The sequence below is a fragment of the Salmonella sp. 741265116_PST genome, assembly GCF_046567715.1.
Lineage (GTDB): Bacteria > Pseudomonadota > Gammaproteobacteria > Enterobacterales > Enterobacteriaceae > Salmonella > Salmonella enterica.
The window spans coordinates 22,479-39,656 of record NZ_JBKFPH010000014.1 but is presented as its reverse complement, the minus strand read 5'-3'; the positions used below and the strand labels follow the sequence as shown (position 1 = coordinate 39,656).

Annotated in this window: 12 protein-coding genes; 5 read left to right on the top strand and 7 right to left on the bottom strand. The window is 54.3% G+C overall.

The window, feature by feature from the left end:
- Positions 1-611: 611 nt before the first annotated feature.
- Positions 612-5,582, top strand: coding sequence for an autotransporter outer membrane beta-barrel domain-containing protein (locus ACLD11_RS11810; protein WP_411014944.1), 4,971 nt, complete (start codon positions 612-614; stop codon positions 5,580-5,582).
- Between the two features lie 38 nt (positions 5,583-5,620).
- On the opposite strand, the gene entH is transcribed toward ACLD11_RS11810, so the two are convergent.
- Genes entH through entC form a run of 5 tightly spaced genes read right to left on the bottom strand, consistent with a single transcriptional unit; the run spans position 5,621 to position 10,458 of the window.
- Positions 5,621-6,034 (bottom strand): proofreading thioesterase EntH, encoded by a 414-nt coding sequence (gene entH / locus ACLD11_RS11805; RefSeq protein ID WP_411012281.1) that lies wholly within the window; start codon positions 6,032-6,034, stop codon positions 5,621-5,623.
- A gap of 2 nt (positions 6,035-6,036) precedes the next feature.
- On the bottom strand, positions 6,037-6,792 hold the full coding sequence (gene entA / locus ACLD11_RS11800) for a 2,3-dihydro-2,3-dihydroxybenzoate dehydrogenase EntA (RefSeq protein WP_020839499.1): 756 nt from the start codon (positions 6,790-6,792) through the stop codon (positions 6,037-6,039).
- On the bottom strand, positions 6,792-7,649 hold the full coding sequence (locus ACLD11_RS11795; protein ID WP_001007166.1) for an isochorismatase: 858 nt from the start codon (positions 7,647-7,649) through the stop codon (positions 6,792-6,794). Before ACLD11_RS11795 ends, entA begins: the two co-directional genes overlap by 1 nt.
- Before the next feature lie 13 nt (positions 7,650-7,662).
- Positions 7,663-9,273 carry a (2,3-dihydroxybenzoyl)adenylate synthase EntE gene (entE, locus tag ACLD11_RS11790; RefSeq protein WP_411014958.1) on the bottom strand — a complete coding sequence of 537 codons (1,611 nt, stop codon included), beginning with the start codon at positions 9,271-9,273 and terminating at the stop codon, positions 7,663-7,665.
- Between the two features lie 9 nt (positions 9,274-9,282).
- Positions 9,283-10,458 (bottom strand): isochorismate synthase EntC, encoded by a 1,176-nt coding sequence (gene entC / locus ACLD11_RS11785; protein ID WP_000367596.1) that lies wholly within the window; start codon positions 10,456-10,458, stop codon positions 9,283-9,285.
- Between the two features lie 308 nt (positions 10,459-10,766).
- Here entC and fepB point away from each other — a divergent pair, with 308 nt between their 5' ends.
- The gene (gene fepB, locus ACLD11_RS11780) at positions 10,767-11,723 is read left to right on the top strand and encodes a Fe2+-enterobactin ABC transporter substrate-binding protein (protein ID WP_411012284.1); all 957 of its coding nucleotides are present in this window, start codon (positions 10,767-10,769) and stop codon (positions 11,721-11,723) included.
- A gap of 52 nt (positions 11,724-11,775) precedes the next feature.
- Here the strand turns inward: fepB and entS are convergent, their stop codons facing one another.
- Positions 11,776-13,020: an enterobactin transporter EntS gene (gene entS / locus ACLD11_RS11775; protein ID WP_183060453.1), complete on the bottom strand. Its 1,245-nt coding sequence runs from the start codon at positions 13,018-13,020 to the stop codon at positions 11,776-11,778.
- 110 nt (positions 13,021-13,130) lie between these two features.
- Between entS and fepD the strand changes: the two genes are divergently transcribed.
- Genes fepD through fepC form a run of 3 tightly spaced genes read left to right on the top strand, consistent with a single transcriptional unit; the run spans position 13,131 to position 15,918 of the window.
- Positions 13,131-14,138, top strand: a complete 1,008-nt coding sequence (fepD, locus tag ACLD11_RS11770; RefSeq protein WP_001277879.1) for a Fe(3+)-siderophore ABC transporter permease — start codon at positions 13,131-13,133, stop codon at positions 14,136-14,138.
- Entirely contained in the window at positions 14,138-15,127 is a 990-nt protein-coding gene (gene fepG / locus ACLD11_RS11765; RefSeq protein ID WP_108638703.1) for an iron-enterobactin ABC transporter permease, read from the top strand. The genes fepD and fepG overlap by 1 nt, the downstream gene beginning before the upstream one ends.
- Positions 15,124-15,918 (top strand): iron-enterobactin ABC transporter ATP-binding protein, encoded by a 795-nt coding sequence (gene fepC / locus ACLD11_RS11760; RefSeq protein ID WP_000140622.1) that lies wholly within the window; start codon positions 15,124-15,126, stop codon positions 15,916-15,918. The genes fepG and fepC overlap by 4 nt, the downstream gene beginning before the upstream one ends.
- A 53-nt stretch (positions 15,919-15,971) precedes the next feature.
- On the opposite strand, the gene wzz(fepE) is transcribed toward fepC, so the two are convergent.
- Positions 15,972-17,108: an LPS O-antigen length regulator Wzz(fepE) gene (gene wzz(fepE) / locus ACLD11_RS11755; protein ID WP_183060449.1), complete on the bottom strand. Its 1,137-nt coding sequence runs from the start codon at positions 17,106-17,108 to the stop codon at positions 15,972-15,974.
- Positions 17,109-17,178: the final 70 nt, after the last annotated feature.

The following is a 17,178-nucleotide window of genomic DNA, read 5'->3' as shown; positions in this document are numbered from 1 at the left end:
TTTTTACATTACAGTGTTAAGTAGATCACCTTTGCTACCGTCTTGACTGAAACTGTCACAAACTAACTGCGGGTCAGTCGTGGTTTTACAGATTTTTATTATTTAAATTTATATTATTCACTGAATCATTATTTAAAGAGAACAGTCCTCACTCAGCAGGCAACTGCACTGCGCTATTACTGAGCAAAAAAAGAGTTAAGACTTTTCTTTATTTTTATACTTTTCATGCTTTCCAATAAAACTAATGCCATAACATCTTATGTGGAACATAATAATGAAAAAAATATCGAGTATAATATTAATTTATTAAATATACACATCACGAATATTTATCAGCAATCCATAAGTTTATCATTTTGAATACTTAACCTTTAAGAGCCTATCCCACCAGGCGTTATTGGCGCAGCCAGTTTGGACACGGACAGCGCGCAAAAACCGGAGCGTACACGTAGTACGTGAGGATTTTGAGCACTGCCCAGATCCAAAATGGCAAGTAAAATAGCCCTAATGGGATAGGCTCTAAGTTACCCACTGTTTTCAAATTACATTACCGTTAAATAATTAAGGCTCCGCTGCAGCCCTACAGATCCATTGATATAAGGATATAAAATATGAATAGATGCTATAGCATTGTCTGGAGCACTGCGAGGAATATGTATATAGTCGCGTCCGAGTTCTCGCAAGGACATCGCCGGGCATGTACCATCGCTACCGGGATCTTGTTATCCAGCGTTGGGTTATCTGCTGATGGAGCTTATGCCGATGAGTTGATACCGCTTAGCGGCGCAACAATAATAATCAATAACGGTGACTCCGTTACTTCAACCACAGGCGGCACGGCGATTGATAGTACAGTCGCTGGCGGCGAAGGGGTACAAATTGAGGGAAAAGCCACACTTGCCGTTTCCGGCGATAGCGGCTCTATCGGTATAAAACTCGACAACGGCGCGCAAAATAATTTAGGTAACGGAACTCAAATTAATATTACGGACACTGGCGCTGCGACAACGGCTTCCAGTTACGGTATTTATATTAATAATACGCATCCCGGCACTAACATTAATGCAGATAATCTCTTAATAGATGTTGTAAGTGAAAATAGCGCTTATGGGATCAACAGTAAGAGTAAGAATACTATTCTGGATTTAGGTCAGGGCAGCGCTATTAGCGTTGAGTCCGGTACAAGCAACGCGACGGGTGTTTATGTTAATGGCGACGGCACTACACTCACCATGAATAATGGTCTCATTAAGGCCACTGCCAATACCACTGGAAAAGCCTTTGGGATTGATACCTCCTGGGCAGACAGTACTACACTCAATCTTGGCGATAGTACCCATATTGAATTGAACGGCGGCACCGGCGGAGGCAGCGCGCTTAATCTCGGAAGTAACACGACGCTAACGGCGAATGGCCTGGTGATTGATTTTACGGCAACCTCAGATATATCAATGTACGGCATTCAGACACGCCAGGGCAGCCATATTGATCTTGGTGAAGGCAGCAGCATTACTCTCTCCTCCGCTGGCGGAACAGTTTATGGCCTGGCATCGGGAACGGGAAGCGAGCTAACGGCCGATAATCTGGACATTAGCCTCATCACGGCCTCGACGGAAACCGCCTCCGGGCGCGGTGCTGACGTCAATGGCAGCGTCGACTTCGGCAGCGGCTCAACCATTACTGTGCATGGTTTTTCCGAAGGGTACGGCATCAGCGTTAACGACTATAAAGCTAAGTCAAAAGCAGCCGCTACCGCGACCGTCACGGCCGATAATCTTACCGTTGACGTTACCGGCGAAGACACTGAAGGCATTCATATAGAAGGCGGCGTTGTCGATTTGGGATCGAATAGTACCGTTAGCGCAAACGGTACGGCATCGACCATAAATCTGACGGGCCGCGGATACGGCGAGCTTAACGCGGATAATCTGACAGTCACCACCTCACAAGCGACAGCAATTTCGCTTGTCAGCAACGCCAATGCCACTACCATTAATATTGGCGAAGGCAGTACCATCGACGGTCGAAATGCCTCCGGCAGCACCACTAACGGTATGGTTGCCAACACGCCTTCCAGTCCGTCTGCGACCATTAATTTTAACGGTTCTCACGAACAGCGAAATACGATATATGCGGTTAGCGGTTATGGCGCATCCGCCCAGTTCAGCGGCTCTATAATTAATATTTCCAATACCGACATCATTATGAGCGGCGACGATCCGTATGGGCTATGGGCGATAGGCGATAATGCCTTTAACAGCGCCGGCGTCATTAACGCTAACAACGTCACCATCGACATGACCGCAGCTAACGGCACCGGCGCAGGCATCGTGGTACAACAAGGGGGCATCGTCAATTTGAACGGCGATACCACTATTAAAACAGCAGATGACTGCATCGCTATCTGGGTGCCAAAAGTCTCGTCTGGGGGGTATATCCTGCCAGGCGGAACGGTTAACGGCACCGGCAAAATGATGATTACCGGCGACATAGTCAACAGCGGCTGGGGCTATATCAACCTGGCGATGGCGGCTGGTTCCTTGTTTGAAGGCGCGACCTCCGTCAATGACGGATTTAATGCACAAGGTATTGATTCAGTTATTAATATCTCGCTTGCTGACCAGAGTAAATGGCTGATCGCTGACGATTCGACCCTGACAACGCTGGAGAATGCAGGCACCGTCGAACTCGCGGCAGACAGCGCGACTGACACCTACAGCACATTAGATGCCGACGAATTAACGTTACAGGCAAGCAGCAAGCTGAATATCGATCTCAGTGCCGCCAGTCTGGCCAGCGATGCAAACGCCCCGCTGATTACCGGCAATCAGGTGGCTTTAGGCGGCGATTTGCACATTACCAATACGGGCGATGCGCTGGATCTGAAAACGCTCACCTCCGACGATCAGCTCTCTGAGCTTGCCACGGTAACGCTCATTGACGCAGAAACCGCTATCACAGGTAATTTTGACACTATCTCTACCAACACCAACACCATGCCTGATTATATATCGGTTTCCGGGCAGGTTAACGCTAGCGACAATACGCAGTATCAACTGGGCTTTGGGTTAAGCTGGTATGCGGGGAGTTCGACATCGCGCTTTACCCCGGCCCACGGCACCTTTACCCTTGATGAAGGCCAAAGTTTTACCGTTAGTCGTATACTGGAGGATGTTGCGCCGGATGAGGCAACAGTATGGAATGGCAGAGCGCTTACGAAAGAGGGCGACGGCACGCTGATTCTTACCGCAGATAACACTTACAGCGGCGGAACCATCATCAATGCCGGCACGCTTATGGCCACCAATGCCGGGGCTTTGGGAACCGGTAATGTGGATAACGCCGGTACACTAATACTGGATGCCCAGGCTGAATTTATGTTGGCGGATGTGACCACCCGCGATAACGCTATTACCTCGATAACGGCCGGGACAACGTTGAAAGCTGACTCATTAACTCAGGATGATGGCAGTTCGCTGAATATTGCGCTCGACAGCACATCGACCAGTCCGATTATTACCGCAGGTAACGTCAATCTGGACGGGAATCTTAATATCACCGGTTTCAATAGCATCGAAGATGATCTCGGCCAGTCGCCCTATAGCTTTACATTAATTGACGCCGATAACGCGATTAACGGTAATTTCGATACTTTGACGGTAGCCGGAATGAGCGCCGACCGCGTTGATTTTATTACCGTTAGCGGACGTATTAGCGCAACTGATAATACTCAATATGATCTGACAGCAGCACTCAGTTGGTACGCCGGAAGTTATCCATCGATCACACCAGCGCACGGTACATTCACCCTATCCGAGGCCGATCAAAACTTTACTCTCGACGCAGCACTGGTAGACGTCGCGCCGGAAATATCCACCAACTGGGATGGTAACAGTCTGACGAAAAAAGGCGCTGGAGCGCTCACCCTTACGGCCAATAATACCTACAGTGGAGCCACCGATATTGAGGAAGGTACGCTGTGGCTGACCAACACGGGAGTCATTGGCGCAACGGATAGCCTGCAGGCCGTTAACGTGGCATCTGGCGCAATGCTAGGCGGAGATGGAACAATCAACGGCAACATTAGCAATGATGGAACGCTAAGTTTCGGCGATACCGCAGCGACAAACAGCGATTTTACCATTAACGGCAACCTGACAAATCCAGGGGCAATTACCAGCAGCGGCACCACACCGGGCAATAGCCTGATCATTAACGGTGATTATACTGGTTATGATGGCAAAATAACGCTTAACACCTATTTGGGTGATGATAGCTCGCCAACCGATCAAATCATCGTTTCGGGTGATGTCAACGGCAGCACAACGTTGTATATCAATCAGGCTGGCGGCGAGGGGGCATTAACCGACCAGGGAATAGAAGTGGTAGATGTCGGCGGAATGTCATCAGACGATGCTTTTACGCTTGGAAACCAGGTGCAAATCAGCTTATATGAATATCGACTGTACGAAGATAATGAAAGCTGGTATTTGCGTTCTCAGAGCGATACGCCTGACGATGGCGGCGACGTAACCCCTGTCGACCCTGACGATGGCGGCGATGTAACTCCTGTCGACCCTGATGATGGCGGCGACGTAACCCCTGTTAACCCTGACGACGGCGACATAACGCCATCAAATCCGCAGTACCGCGCGGATATCGGCGCTTATTTAGGCAATCAATGGTTGGCACGTAACCTGCAGATGCAAACGCTGTACGATCGCGAAGATAGTCAATACCGTTCGGCGGAAGGCAACATCTGGGCTCGTTTTAAAGGCGGAAATACGGATACTTCCGCCGTGAGCGGTAAAGTGGATATTGACAGCGATTATGTCCTGTTCCAGCTCGGCGGCGATATTGCCGCATGGAGTGATGGTCAGCAAAATCTTACACTTGGCGTGATGGGTAGTTATATCGATGGAAGCACTGACAGCATAGGGAATCGTGGCGCGGATGGTAGCCAATTTACCGCTTCCGGAGATATCAACGGTTATAATCTCGGTCTCTACGCCACCTGGTTTGCCGATGCCGAACACCACCAGGGCTGGTATGTAGATAGCTGGTATCAGTACGGCTTTTACGACAACACGGTGGATAACGGCGCGGTAGGATCAACGCAATATGACTCATCCGCTAACGCGCTTTCTTTGGAAAGCGGCTATCGCTATGACATTACTGCTGCTAACGGAAATACAATCAGCCTGACGCCGCAAGCTCAGATGGTCTGGCAAAACTATAAAGCCGATCGAGTGCAGGCCAACGGTACGCGTATTGACGGACAAAATAGCGACAGTTGGACCTCACGTCTGGGCCTGCGCGTGGACAGTAAAATCGCAACACCAGAAAGCGTTATCCAGCCGTTTGCAGAAATAAACTGGCTGCATACGACGGATGATCTGTCCGTATCATTTGATGGCGCGCAAGTGCAACAGGACCTCCCGGCAAATCGAGCCGAGCTAAAATTGGGCCTCCAGGCGGTTCTTTCTCGTCAATGGAGTATTAGCGCGCAGGCTACGGGGCAGAAAGGCGATCACGACTATCGCGATCTGAATGGCAGCCTCAATCTGCGCTATAGCTGGTAATCACCACGTCAGCGCGCCATCACAGGCGCGCTGAATGATTATCCCATTATCGCCGTTCCCAGGCGACAGGTGCAGCAGCGCCTCCCCTGCTCGTCAAAGAGCGTAATTTCCCAGCTTTGATTCTGCCGCCCCAGATGCAGCGGCAGACAAACGCCGCGTACTTTCCCCTGCGAGACGGCGCGGTGGTGAGTGGCGTTTAACTCGGTCCCGACCACGCACTGCCCGTCGCGGGTCATCAGATAACCCGCCATTGATCCTAACGTCTCCGCCAGCGCTGCCGATGCGCCGCCGTGTAGCAGACCAAACGGTTGATGAGTGCGGGCATCGACGGGCATTTCCGCCTCCAGCACTTCATCGCCCAGACGGGTGTAAACAATGCCCAGATGCGCCACCAGCGTGTTCTGACTGGTAGCGTTCAATTCATCCAGCGTTAAATGCCGTTTCCAGATCATCGTCAGGCTCCCAATGTTGAACCACCGTCCACCACGATATCCTGCAAGGTAATGTGGCTGGCCAGATCGGAGGCAAGAAACAAAATGGTATTGGCTATCTCCTGCGGACGGGCGATTTTACCGAGCGGTATGCCGAGCTTAAACTGTTCGCCAAAACCGCGAATGCGCTGCTGTTCGGCATCTTCACTCACCCATAAAGTGCGCTGCATATCGGTGTCAGTCGAACCAGGCGACACCACATTACAGCGCACCCCACAGCCCGCCAGCTCCAGCCCTACGGTTAGCGCCAGGCTTTTCAGCGCCGCTTTAGAGGCGCCGTAGGCGCTCATACCAATGCGCGGCGTATGCGCCGCATCTGAGGCTACGGTGACAATCGCCCCTCCCTGCTGACGGCGAAACTGCGCCATCGTCTGCGAAAACAGGTTAAATGCCCCGCCCACATTGACCGCAAACGTCTGCTGCCAGTCATCGACGCTAAGCGCATCGGTCGCTCCCATACGCAAAATACCGGCGGCGTTGACCAGCACATCCAGCCGCGGCGTTTTTTGCAACACACGCTGGCACACCTGAGCAACCTGTGCGGCATCCGCCACATCCATGACTTCGGTAGCAAAGGGATAATTCTCTTGCGTAAATTCGCGATCGAAGCCGATTACCCGCGCCCCGGCGTCAACAAACGCCAGCGCCGTCGCGTAACCGATCCCTTTCCCCGCCCCGGTCACCCATACCGTTTTGTCTGAAAAATCAATACAGGGCATTACTCTACCCCGCGAGAAAGCAACGCCCACCAGGCGTCAATGGTCGGATTTTTCGCCAACATCACGAAGTCGATATCGCCGTGTACTTTACGCCAGCGCGCCGCCAGCCCCATCATGCGCACTGAATCCAGGCCATAATCAATCAGGTTTTCATCATCCAGCGGCTCGTCAGTCTCATCCAGCAACGGCAGAATCAACGCCCGCAGCGCCGCTTTACTGGCAGGAACCGGCGTCGGCAGCAGCGATTCAGTCATGACGACGCGACCGGAACGCCCCGCCACATAGTTCAGCGCCATCAGATGCTCTTCCCGGCTGAAATCCGCCAGCGCATCCGCCACCATAAACGGCTTAATGTCGCGCATAAACGCATCGGTAGCGGTGGTCATACAGCCAATATGCGCATACACACCGGTAATGATGAGCTGATTGCGTCCGGTATCTTTTAACATCTGTTCCAGCGGCGAGCGGTGAAACGCGCTATAACGCCACTTCACCAGCACCGTATCCGCCTCATCCGGCGTTAAGGCTTCTACCACCTTCTGCTGTTCCGGAGAGCGCGTCAGTCCCGGTCCCCACATATCATTGAGTAACGCGCGATCTTCATCGCTTTGCTCTTTCGGCTGAGCGGTGTAATAAACCGGGATATGATGTTCCTTACAGTACTGGCGCAGAGCGGCGATATTGGCGATTACCTGGTCCATCATTGGGCAGTTGCGGCCCCAAAAGCTGACAAAGTAATCCTGCATATCGTGGATGAGCAGAGCCGCGCGCTCCGGCTCAAATGCCCAGTTCACTTTGTTGGTCGGGATATCCAGTGCGGTGGGCAGCGCGTAAGACTGTAGTTTTGGAATGGCCATCTCTCTTTCTCCTTCAGAGCGGTGAACGTGACGCCAACCGCTGGCGTAATTGTTTTTTATCGACTTTACCAACCGGCGTCAGCGGCAGTGACGCAACGCACTCCACGCGATCCGGTAATTTAAATTCCGCCACGCCCTGCTCTCGCAGGAAACGGCGTACCTGTACCGCTCGCAGCGGCTCTTTTACCACCAGATATGCGCAACTTTTTTCCCCCAGCAGTTCATCTTCCATGCTGACCAGCGCCGCATGGATCACCGCCGGGTGGCGCAGTAACAGATTTTCTATCTCTTCGGCGGCTATCTTCTCGCCGCCCCGATTGATCTGATCTTTTTCACGCCCGTGAACGGTGATGTAGCCGTCTTGATCAATAGAGATCAGATCGCCGGAGCAGTAAAAACCGTTGGCGTCAAAGGCGCTGGCATTGTGTTGCGGACTGTTGAAATAGCCGCGAAAAGTATAGGGGCCGCGTGTCATCAGACGACCAATCTCGCCCGGCGGCAGTGGATTCCCGTCGGCATCCGCCACCCACACTTCGTCGTCCGGACACATGGGTCTTCCCTGGGTATTGATAATCCGTTCCGGGCTATCGTCCAGCCGGGTATAGTTCACTAACCCTTCCGCCATGCCGAAGACCTGCTGCAACTGACAGCCAATTTCAGCCGGAATACGGGCGGCCAGCGTCGCAGAAAGCCGCGCGCCGCCAACCTGCAATAACCTTAATGACGCCAGCGGCGCATTGCCGCCCCACTCCTGGATAGCCTGTAGCCATAGACTGACCGCGGGCGGCACCAGCGCCGTGGCATTAATCTGGTGTTTTTTGATCAGCGGGAAACAGAGCGTGGCGCTGGGATCGGTCGCCAGCACTACCGTTCCTTTGGCGAGAAAGACGCCCAGCGCGCCCGGCGAACTCATGGCGTAGTTATGCGCAGCGGGAATCGCGCACAGAAAACGCGTCTCCTCGTTGAAACCGCAAATCTCATTGCTGCGGCGCACGCTGTAGTAATAGTCGTTATGGGTACGGGGAATAAGCTTTGGCGTGCCGGTAGTACCGCCAGAAAGCTGAAAGTAGGCCACTTCGTCAGCAGGTGATGGCGTGGCGGTGAAATCTTCCGCCGCCTGCCGCATCGCCGCGTCCAGGCTGTGATCGCCATCGTCGTTACGCAATAACACCACCCGCACAGTGCGGTGTTCAGCCACAAACGTGTTGAGAAAGTCCTCCCCGGCGAACAGCGTATGTTGGCGATCGGCAATCACCAGCGTCGGCGCGATCTGCATCGCATAGGCGTTAAGTTCGGTACGTTGATGGCTAAACAGCGCCAGAACGGGCGCTACGCCAAGCTTCAACAGGGCGAAAAAGGTGATATACAGTTCCGGAACATTCCCCAGTTGCACCAGAGCGGTTTCGCCAGGTTTGATGCCCTGACGGCGTAAACTGCAGGCCAGATTATCCGCGGCCTGGTTGAGCTGGCGATAGCTGAATGCGCGCTCGCCTTCAATGACCGCCGTCTTATCGCTGTCAGCGTGGCGGGTCAGAATATCGGTCAACGGCACGTCTTGCCAGTAGCCTTTTTCACGATAACGGCGGGCAAATTCATCCGGCCAACGGGTGAAAGGTATACGCATCATCGTTCCTTAATGCAGTCCAAAAACGTTCAACATCGTAGAGAGCTTGACGCCGGTTTCCCGCCACTCGCCGACTGGCGAGGAGGCAGGAACAATCCCGGCGCCGGCGAACAGGCGCACCTGATTACCGTGCAATTTCGCACAACGAATCGTCACTACCCACTCGCCGTTTCCTTCGGCATCGCACCAGCCGACAATGCCGCCAAACAGTTCACGATCGAACGGTTCCAGTTCAGCAATCAGCTTTTTCGCGACCTGATGGGGGAAACCGCTTAACGCAGGCGTTGGATGCAGCAGACAGGCCAGCGTCAGCGCGTTTTCTCCGGCGTTGGCCTTGCCCTCAAACGGCGTACCGAGATGCCATAGCGTCGGCGTGGTGATCAACTGCGGAGAGGAAGGTAATTGCAGTTCCGTGCTGCGATCGCGCAGGATCTGCTTCATCGCCTGCGTCACCAGCTCATGTTCATGGCGATCTTTTTGTGAAGCCAGCAGTCGGTTTCCCGCCTCGCGATCCAGAACGTCATCCGGCTGTCGGCGTGCCGAGCCTGCTAACGGCAGCGAACTAAACCGCTCGCCCTCCTTGCGTAGCAGCAATTCGGGGCTGGCGCCCAGCAGAACGCCGCCATCCGCCAGTGGCACATGGAAGTTGTAACTAACTGGATTCTGCGCAACCAGCCGCTCCAGCAATGCTCCGCTATCCACCGCCACATCAGTGGTGATATCTATTAGCCGGGAAAGCACCACTTTATCGACGTCTGGCGTGGCGGTCAGCATAGCCGCGCGTGCGACCATCGCTTCAAAAGCATCCTGCTCCGGAATCGCCTTTCGCGCCGTCACCGTCAGCGGCTGATGGTCAGTAAAATAACGCGCCGTGCGCTGCTTTTGCTGGCGGGAAAAGGACTGCCACGCCATCGGGATAAATAGCGACGACGGCTGACGGGTATCAAAGGGGATCGCCCCCACCAGGATAGGATTGGCGATGCCCTGCGATTTGGCCTCGGCAAACTGCTGGCGCAATTTCTGCTGGAAAGGGCTATCCGGCGAATCTCCGGCAACCGCAGGCTCGGTATAACGGGCGAAGCACCCGGAAGTGGTAAAACTGCGATACGGCGACATGAAGAAAAAGCGATCGGGAGCAAGCGTTGCCATTGTCTCCTGAGCGTCCTCAGCCAGTGACATATCCATATCATCCTCCAATGATAAAGGCTTATATACACTTCATCTTTCAAGCTGCCTCTTTGTTGGCTGCGCTCAGAAACCCCGGTCACACAGTTGTCTATGCCCGCGGGGATTTCTTCATTTGCCGTCGCGATGCTTTTTGAATGATTTTGTGTATAATAATGATTATTATTTCTATTTTTAGTGCGCTAACCTAAGAGTAAAACGTCGCTCTGTCAACTCTGGTCATGAGTTAAATGGCACTAAGGCTTGCATCTCGCTGTCGCTGACATGAAAATGAGAAGCATTAACTTTATTAATAACAGGACGCTATTGTGAGACTCCCCGCCTTTTATCGTTGGCTGCTTTTAGTGGTTGGTTTATCAGTTTCAGGAATATCCTTAGCCCAGGACGCCGGTTGGCCCCGGCAAATCCAGGACAGCCGCGGCGTTCATACTCTGGACCACAAACCCGCGCGTATCGTCTCTACCAGCGTGACGTTAACAGGCTCGCTGCTGGCGATTGATGCGCCCGTCGTCGCCAGCGGAGCCACTACGCCGAATAACCGCTTTGCCGACGATCAAGGGTTCATGCGCCAGTGGAGCGACGTAGCAAAGGCTCGCCATGTCGCCCGGCTGTATATCGGCGAACCGAATGCCGAAACGGTCGCCGCGCAAATGCCGGATCTCATTTTGATTAGCGCCACCGGCGGCGACTCCGCGCTGGCGCTTTACGATCAGCTCTCCGCTATCGCGCCGACGCTCGTCATCAATTATGACGATAAAAGCTGGCAGAGTTTGCTCACGCAGCTTGGCGAGATCACCGGCCACGAGAAACAGGCCGCCGCGCGAATAGCGGAATTTGAGGCACAACTGACGACGGTTAAACAGCGAATCGCCCTGCCGCCGCAACCGGTTAGCGCGCTGGTGTATACCCCTGCCGCGCATAGCGCCAATCTGTGGACGCCAGAATCAGCACAAGGCAAGCTATTGACGCAGTTAGGCTTTACGCTGGCGACATTGCCCCGAGGGCTGCAAACCAGCAAAAGCCAGGGTAAGCGCCACGATATCATTCAGCTTGGCGGTGAAAATCTGGCCGCCGGGTTAAACGGCGAATCTCTTTTCCTGTTTGCCGGCGACAACAACGATGTCGCGGCCCTTTACGCCAATCCGCTGCTGGCGCACCTGCCAGCGGTGCAAAATAAGCGCGTCTATGCCCTGGGTACGGAGACGTTCCGTCTGGATTATTACAGCGCAACGTTGCTGCTTAACCGGCTGGCCACCCTGTTTTAACCTTATCGGAGTCTTATCCGACTGTTTTGTCAGTCGGATAAACGCGTCTTCATCAGCCAGCATCGCTAACCGGCGGCGTCTGGCGAAAACGACGTAGCTCGCCCAGCACTAACAGCAGCAGCAAACCAATAATTACCAGCCCGAATCCACTCACGCTCGCGGAAGCGACCGGCGTCATCATTGCGCCAAGACCGCCTAACAGCGCCGCGCCGATAGCGTCTCCCGTGACGTTTTGCGCGGTCCACAGGCCGTTCATTCGCCCCAGCATATTTTCCGGCGTCTGGGTTTGCAGCAGGGTATATTGTAATAACGAACTGATGGCGCTAAGCCAGCCAAACAGCGCCAGACAGATAACACCTGCGATCCAGACCGGCATGATGGCGAACAGCCCCACCGCCAGAAAAGAACCGACTGTCGAAACCAGCATAATGCGCCCCGGACGAACGCTATGCGCCAGTTGTCCGCTGGTCAGCGCGCCAATGGCCGCCCCCAGCGGAATTGCCGCATACAGCAAACCGATTTGCGCCGCCGACATCTGCCAGCTCATCGCCAGCGCCGGATAGAGGACGCGTACCGCGCTTGCCATCGTCACCAGAGCGCCAAGCAGCGCAATACCGCCGATAAGCGGACTGGCGAGCAAAAAACGAAATGCCGCCAGTAACGCGATAAATGGATTTTCCCGCGGCTGCGGAGGGACAGGCAGTCGCGGCAGCGTCAGTAACGGCAATAGCGTAATAAACGTCCCGGCGGCCGCCAGCCCATAGTTCCAGGCTACGCCGCCGCTGGCAAGCAATATGCCCCCCAACATCGGGGAAATAACCGATCCCAGACGTACCGTCAGCATGGTAATCGCGCCGGCCTGCATCAGATTTTCTCTTCCGACCAGCGCTGGTGTCGCCGCCAGTAACGCGGTCACGCCCAGAGACGCGAAAAAGCCGTCCCACAGGCCAAGGAGATATATCGCCAGCAATGATGGTTCCGGCAGCAGCGCGTTCACGCACAGGCCAATAAAGCCAATACCGCAAGTACCGCGCGCCAGCAGAATCACCTTTTTACGTTCGTAGCGATCGGCCAGCACACCGCCCACCATTAAGCCAATAAACATGGCGCCGCCGGTTAACGTTACCGACAGCCCCACCTGCCAGGTGGAGTGCGTCATCATTTGGATCTGTACCGGAACCGCCACGCCAAGCAGCCCCAGCGAGACAATAGAGATAAAACGGGCCAGAAATACTGCGCGAAATGCAGGGTGCGTCTTCAACAGGCTGAGATTGAGCAGCCAGGATTGTCGATTCATTACAACGCCTTAATGCGAGTTTTTTTAAATATCCATTCAATGGCTGCACATGCTAACATAACCAAATAAGATAGATAACGATAATTACTATCATTATCAGGGAAGTTACTATGTCATGCTCGTTTTCCGTGACGCGCGCGTTTGCCGTGCCCGGATTGTTGTTATTACTGAGTCTCGCCGCGGTTTTAAGCCTGGTCATTGGCGCGAAACCGCTGCCCGCCGCCGTCGTGCTGGAGGCGTTCACCGGCGTGTGCCAAAGTGCCGATTGCACCATCGTCCTGGATGCGCGTTTGCCGCGTACGCTGGCCGGATTACTGGCAGGCGGCGCGTTGGGTCTCGCCGGGGCGCTCATGCAAACACTCACTCGCAACCCGCTCGCCGACCCGGGGATTCTGGGCGTTAACAACGGCGCCAGCTTCGCCATTGTACTGGGCGCGGCGCTGTTTGGTTTCTCCACGCCGCTGGAACAGCTTTTCATGGCATTTAGCGGCGCGCTTATCGCATCGCTGATTGTCGCCTTCACCGGTAGTCAGGGCGGCGGCCAGTTAAGCCCGGTCCGCCTGACACTGGCGGGCGTGGCGCTTGGCGCGGTACTGGAAGGATTGACCAGCGGCATCGCGCTGTTAAATCCAGAGGTCTATGACCAGCTTCGCTTCTGGCAGGCAGGATCGCTGGACATTCGCAGCCTGCAAACGTTGAAAGTCGCGCTTGCGCCCGTGGTTATCGCTGGGATCGTGGCGCTATTTCTGAGCCGTGCGCTGAACAGCCTGAGCCTCGGCAGCGATACCGCGACGGCGCTGGGGAGTAAAGTGGCGCGCACCCAACTTATCGGTTTACTGGCGATTACCGTCTTGTGCGGCAGCGCAACGGCGCTGGTCGGCCCTATCGCCTTTATTGGTCTGATGATGCCGCATATGGCGCGTTGGCTGGTGGGCGCAGACCACCGCTGGTCGCTGCCAGTGACGCTACTGGCAACCCCTGCTCTGCTGCTTTTTGCCGATATTATTGGTCGTCTGTTGGTGCCGGGCGAACTCCGCGTATCGGTCGTCAGTGCGTTTATCGGCGCGCCGGTACTTATTTTTCTGGTACGCCGTAAATCGAACGGAGGCGGCCTGTGATGTTTCTTTCTCGTCGGCTTATCGTAAGTTGCCTGCTTCTGGCGTCTGGCTGCTTCGCCATTGGCTTATGGAGCCTGCAAAGCGGTGCCGTGCCTCTTGAGACCGGGCAGATTATTGCCGCGCTGCTGGGCGACGCGCCGCGTAACATCACCCTTGTCGTAACCGAATGGCGACTACCGCGCGTATTAATGGCGCTGCTGATTGGCGCTGCGCTTGGCGTCAGTGGCGCGATTTTTCAGTCGTTGATGCGTAACCCATTAGGCAGCCCTGATGTGATGGGCTTTAATACCGGCGCCTGGAGCGGCGTACTGGTCGCAATGGTCCTGTTTGGCCAGCATCTTACCGCGATCGCGCTGGCGGCAATGGCGGGTGGTATCGTCACGTCATTGATTGTCTGGCTGCTCGCCTGGCGTAACGGGATAGAAACTTTCCGGCTGATTATTATCGGTATCGGCATCCGTGCGATGTTAGTCGCCTTTAATACCTGGCTTCTGTTGCAGGCATCGCTGGAAACGGCGCTCACCGCCGGCTTATGGAACGCCGGGTCGCTCAACGGTCTGACATGGGCAAAAACCTGGCCTTCGGCGCCGCTGATTATTGTGATGCTGACAGGCGCCGCGCTACTGGTGCGTCGTATGCGGCTGCTGGAGATGGGCGATGACAGCGCCTGCGCTCTGGGTGTTAGCGTGGAGCGGTCACGCCTGATGCTGATGCTGGTGGCGGTGTCGCTCACCGCTGCGGCTACGGCACTGGCTGGCCCCATCTCGTTTATTGCCCTTGTCGCGCCGCACATCGCCCGCCGTCTTAGCGGCACAGCGCGCTGGGGATTAACCCAGTCGGCGCTGTGCGGCGCGTTGTTACTACTGGCCGCCGATGCGTGCGCGCAGCAACTGTTTATGCCTTATCAGCTTCCAGTGGGCGTGGTCACCGTCAGCCTCGGCGGTATTTACCTTATCGTCTTGTTAATTCAGGAGTCCCGCAAAAAATGACCGAATCCGTAGCCCGTTTGCGCGGCGACCAGTTAACGCTGGGTTATGGCAGCTATACCGTCGCAAAAAACCTTAATGTTTCGATTCCGGACGGCCATTTTACCGCCATCATCGGCCCTAACGGCTGCGGCAAGTCAACGTTGCTACGCACGTTAAGCCGTCTGATGACACCTGTTGACGGCCATGTCTGGCTGGATGGCGAACAAATACAGCGTTACGCCAGTAAAGAGGTGGCGCGGCGCATCGGATTGCTGGCGCAAAACGCCACCACGCCGGGCGATATCACCGTACAAGAGCTGGTCGCCAGAGGGCGTTATCCGCATCAGCCGTTATTTACCCGCTGGCGCAAGGAAGATGCCGACGCCGTCGCCAGTGCCATGCGTGCAACAGGTATCACCTCTCTGGCGACGCAAAGCGTAGATACTCTGTCCGGCGGCCAACGCCAGCGGGCGTGGATAGCCATGGTGCTGGCGCAGGAAACGTCCATCATGCTGCTGGATGAGCCGACAACGTGGCTGGATATTAGCCATCAAATTGATTTGCTGGAATTGTTAAGCGATCTCAACCGCGAAAAAGGTTATACGCTCGCCGCCGTCCTGCATGACCTGAATCAGGCCTGCCGATACGCCACGCATTTGATTGCATTACGCGAAGGTAACATTGTCGCGCAGGGCGCGCCGAAAGAGATTGTTACCGCAGAGCTTATCGAAAAAATCTATGGCCTGCGCTGTATGATTATCGACGATCCGGTTGCCGGTACGCCGCTGGTGGTACCGCTGGGGCGGCGATAGTCGTTCACACAGATGACAAAGCCGGATAATCGCTATCCGGCTTTTCGGGTAAATCAGACTAACCGTTCATCTATCGCCAGCGCGTTTTCCATTTTACGCGAGACCATCGCGTGACGCAGTAATACGCCGCCGCAGGCCATCATACCGCCAATCAACGCCGCCAGGATAATAATGATCGCTTTACCTGGGCCATCTTTTTTCACTGGCAGAGACGGCGACAGTTGATATTTAAACGGGGTAAACTTCACGTCGCTCACATTCATTGCCGCCAGTTGTTCAACATGGTATTGACGGTTACGCAAATCACCGTCGATCTCGGCCATGTCCGTTACCCCTTTTTCAATTTCCAGTTTGCGGGAAATACCATCCGCGCCGAGAGAAATAGAAAAATCCGGATCATCTTTTACCGCCTGACCATTGCTGTAAACCGGTTTCTTAATACCGGCGGCGTTGGCGATTTCCAGCGAATAATGGAGACGTTGAATATTGGCATCAAGCTGGTTTTTGAGACGCACCCGATCCATCGCCAGCTTTTCCTGCTCATAGCGGGTTTTGATTTCCAACTGGTTACGAATATTTTCCAGCGTCTCCTTCACGACGATATCAGAGATGTGCTGAATATAGCCAGCCAGCACCTTTTGCGCTTCTTCCCGCGTCGGCGCGGTAAAACTCAACGTCCACGACGTGAATAACGATGTTTCATTTTTCTTGCCATCATTGCTGTCCATCGCTTTCATTTTTTCGCTCAGCGCGACAATCGCCCGGTGAAGATCCTGCTCGTCTATTTGCGCGCCTTTTAATTGTTCCATGACATACGGAGAAGAACGAAGATATTCTTCCAGCAGCGAGGGCGAGCTAAACTTTTTAATAAACAGATTAAAGACGCTGGCCCGATCAACCTTTACCTCCATATCCAACACGCGCAGCGTGGACAACGTTCTCTCCAGCCCCTGCCACTGTACCGACTCCGCCGGTGTGACAATCGCCTGGCTGGTCCATTTTTGCGGCAGCAGAAAGGACAGAAGCAACCCCACGCACGCAAAGGCGAAAACGGTAGCAAGAATACGACGTTTCGCCTGCCATAACACCTCTACAAGGCTAAACAAATCGATTTCATGACTGTTGGCGGGCGGCAGTGAGTAACCTGCAAATGACTGATTTTTTTCTTGTTTTATATTAAGAGATGACATGCCGTATGACCTGAAAACTTTATCCAATGAAAGAACACATTCCTGTCAGAGATTCTAACAGCAAGTCAGA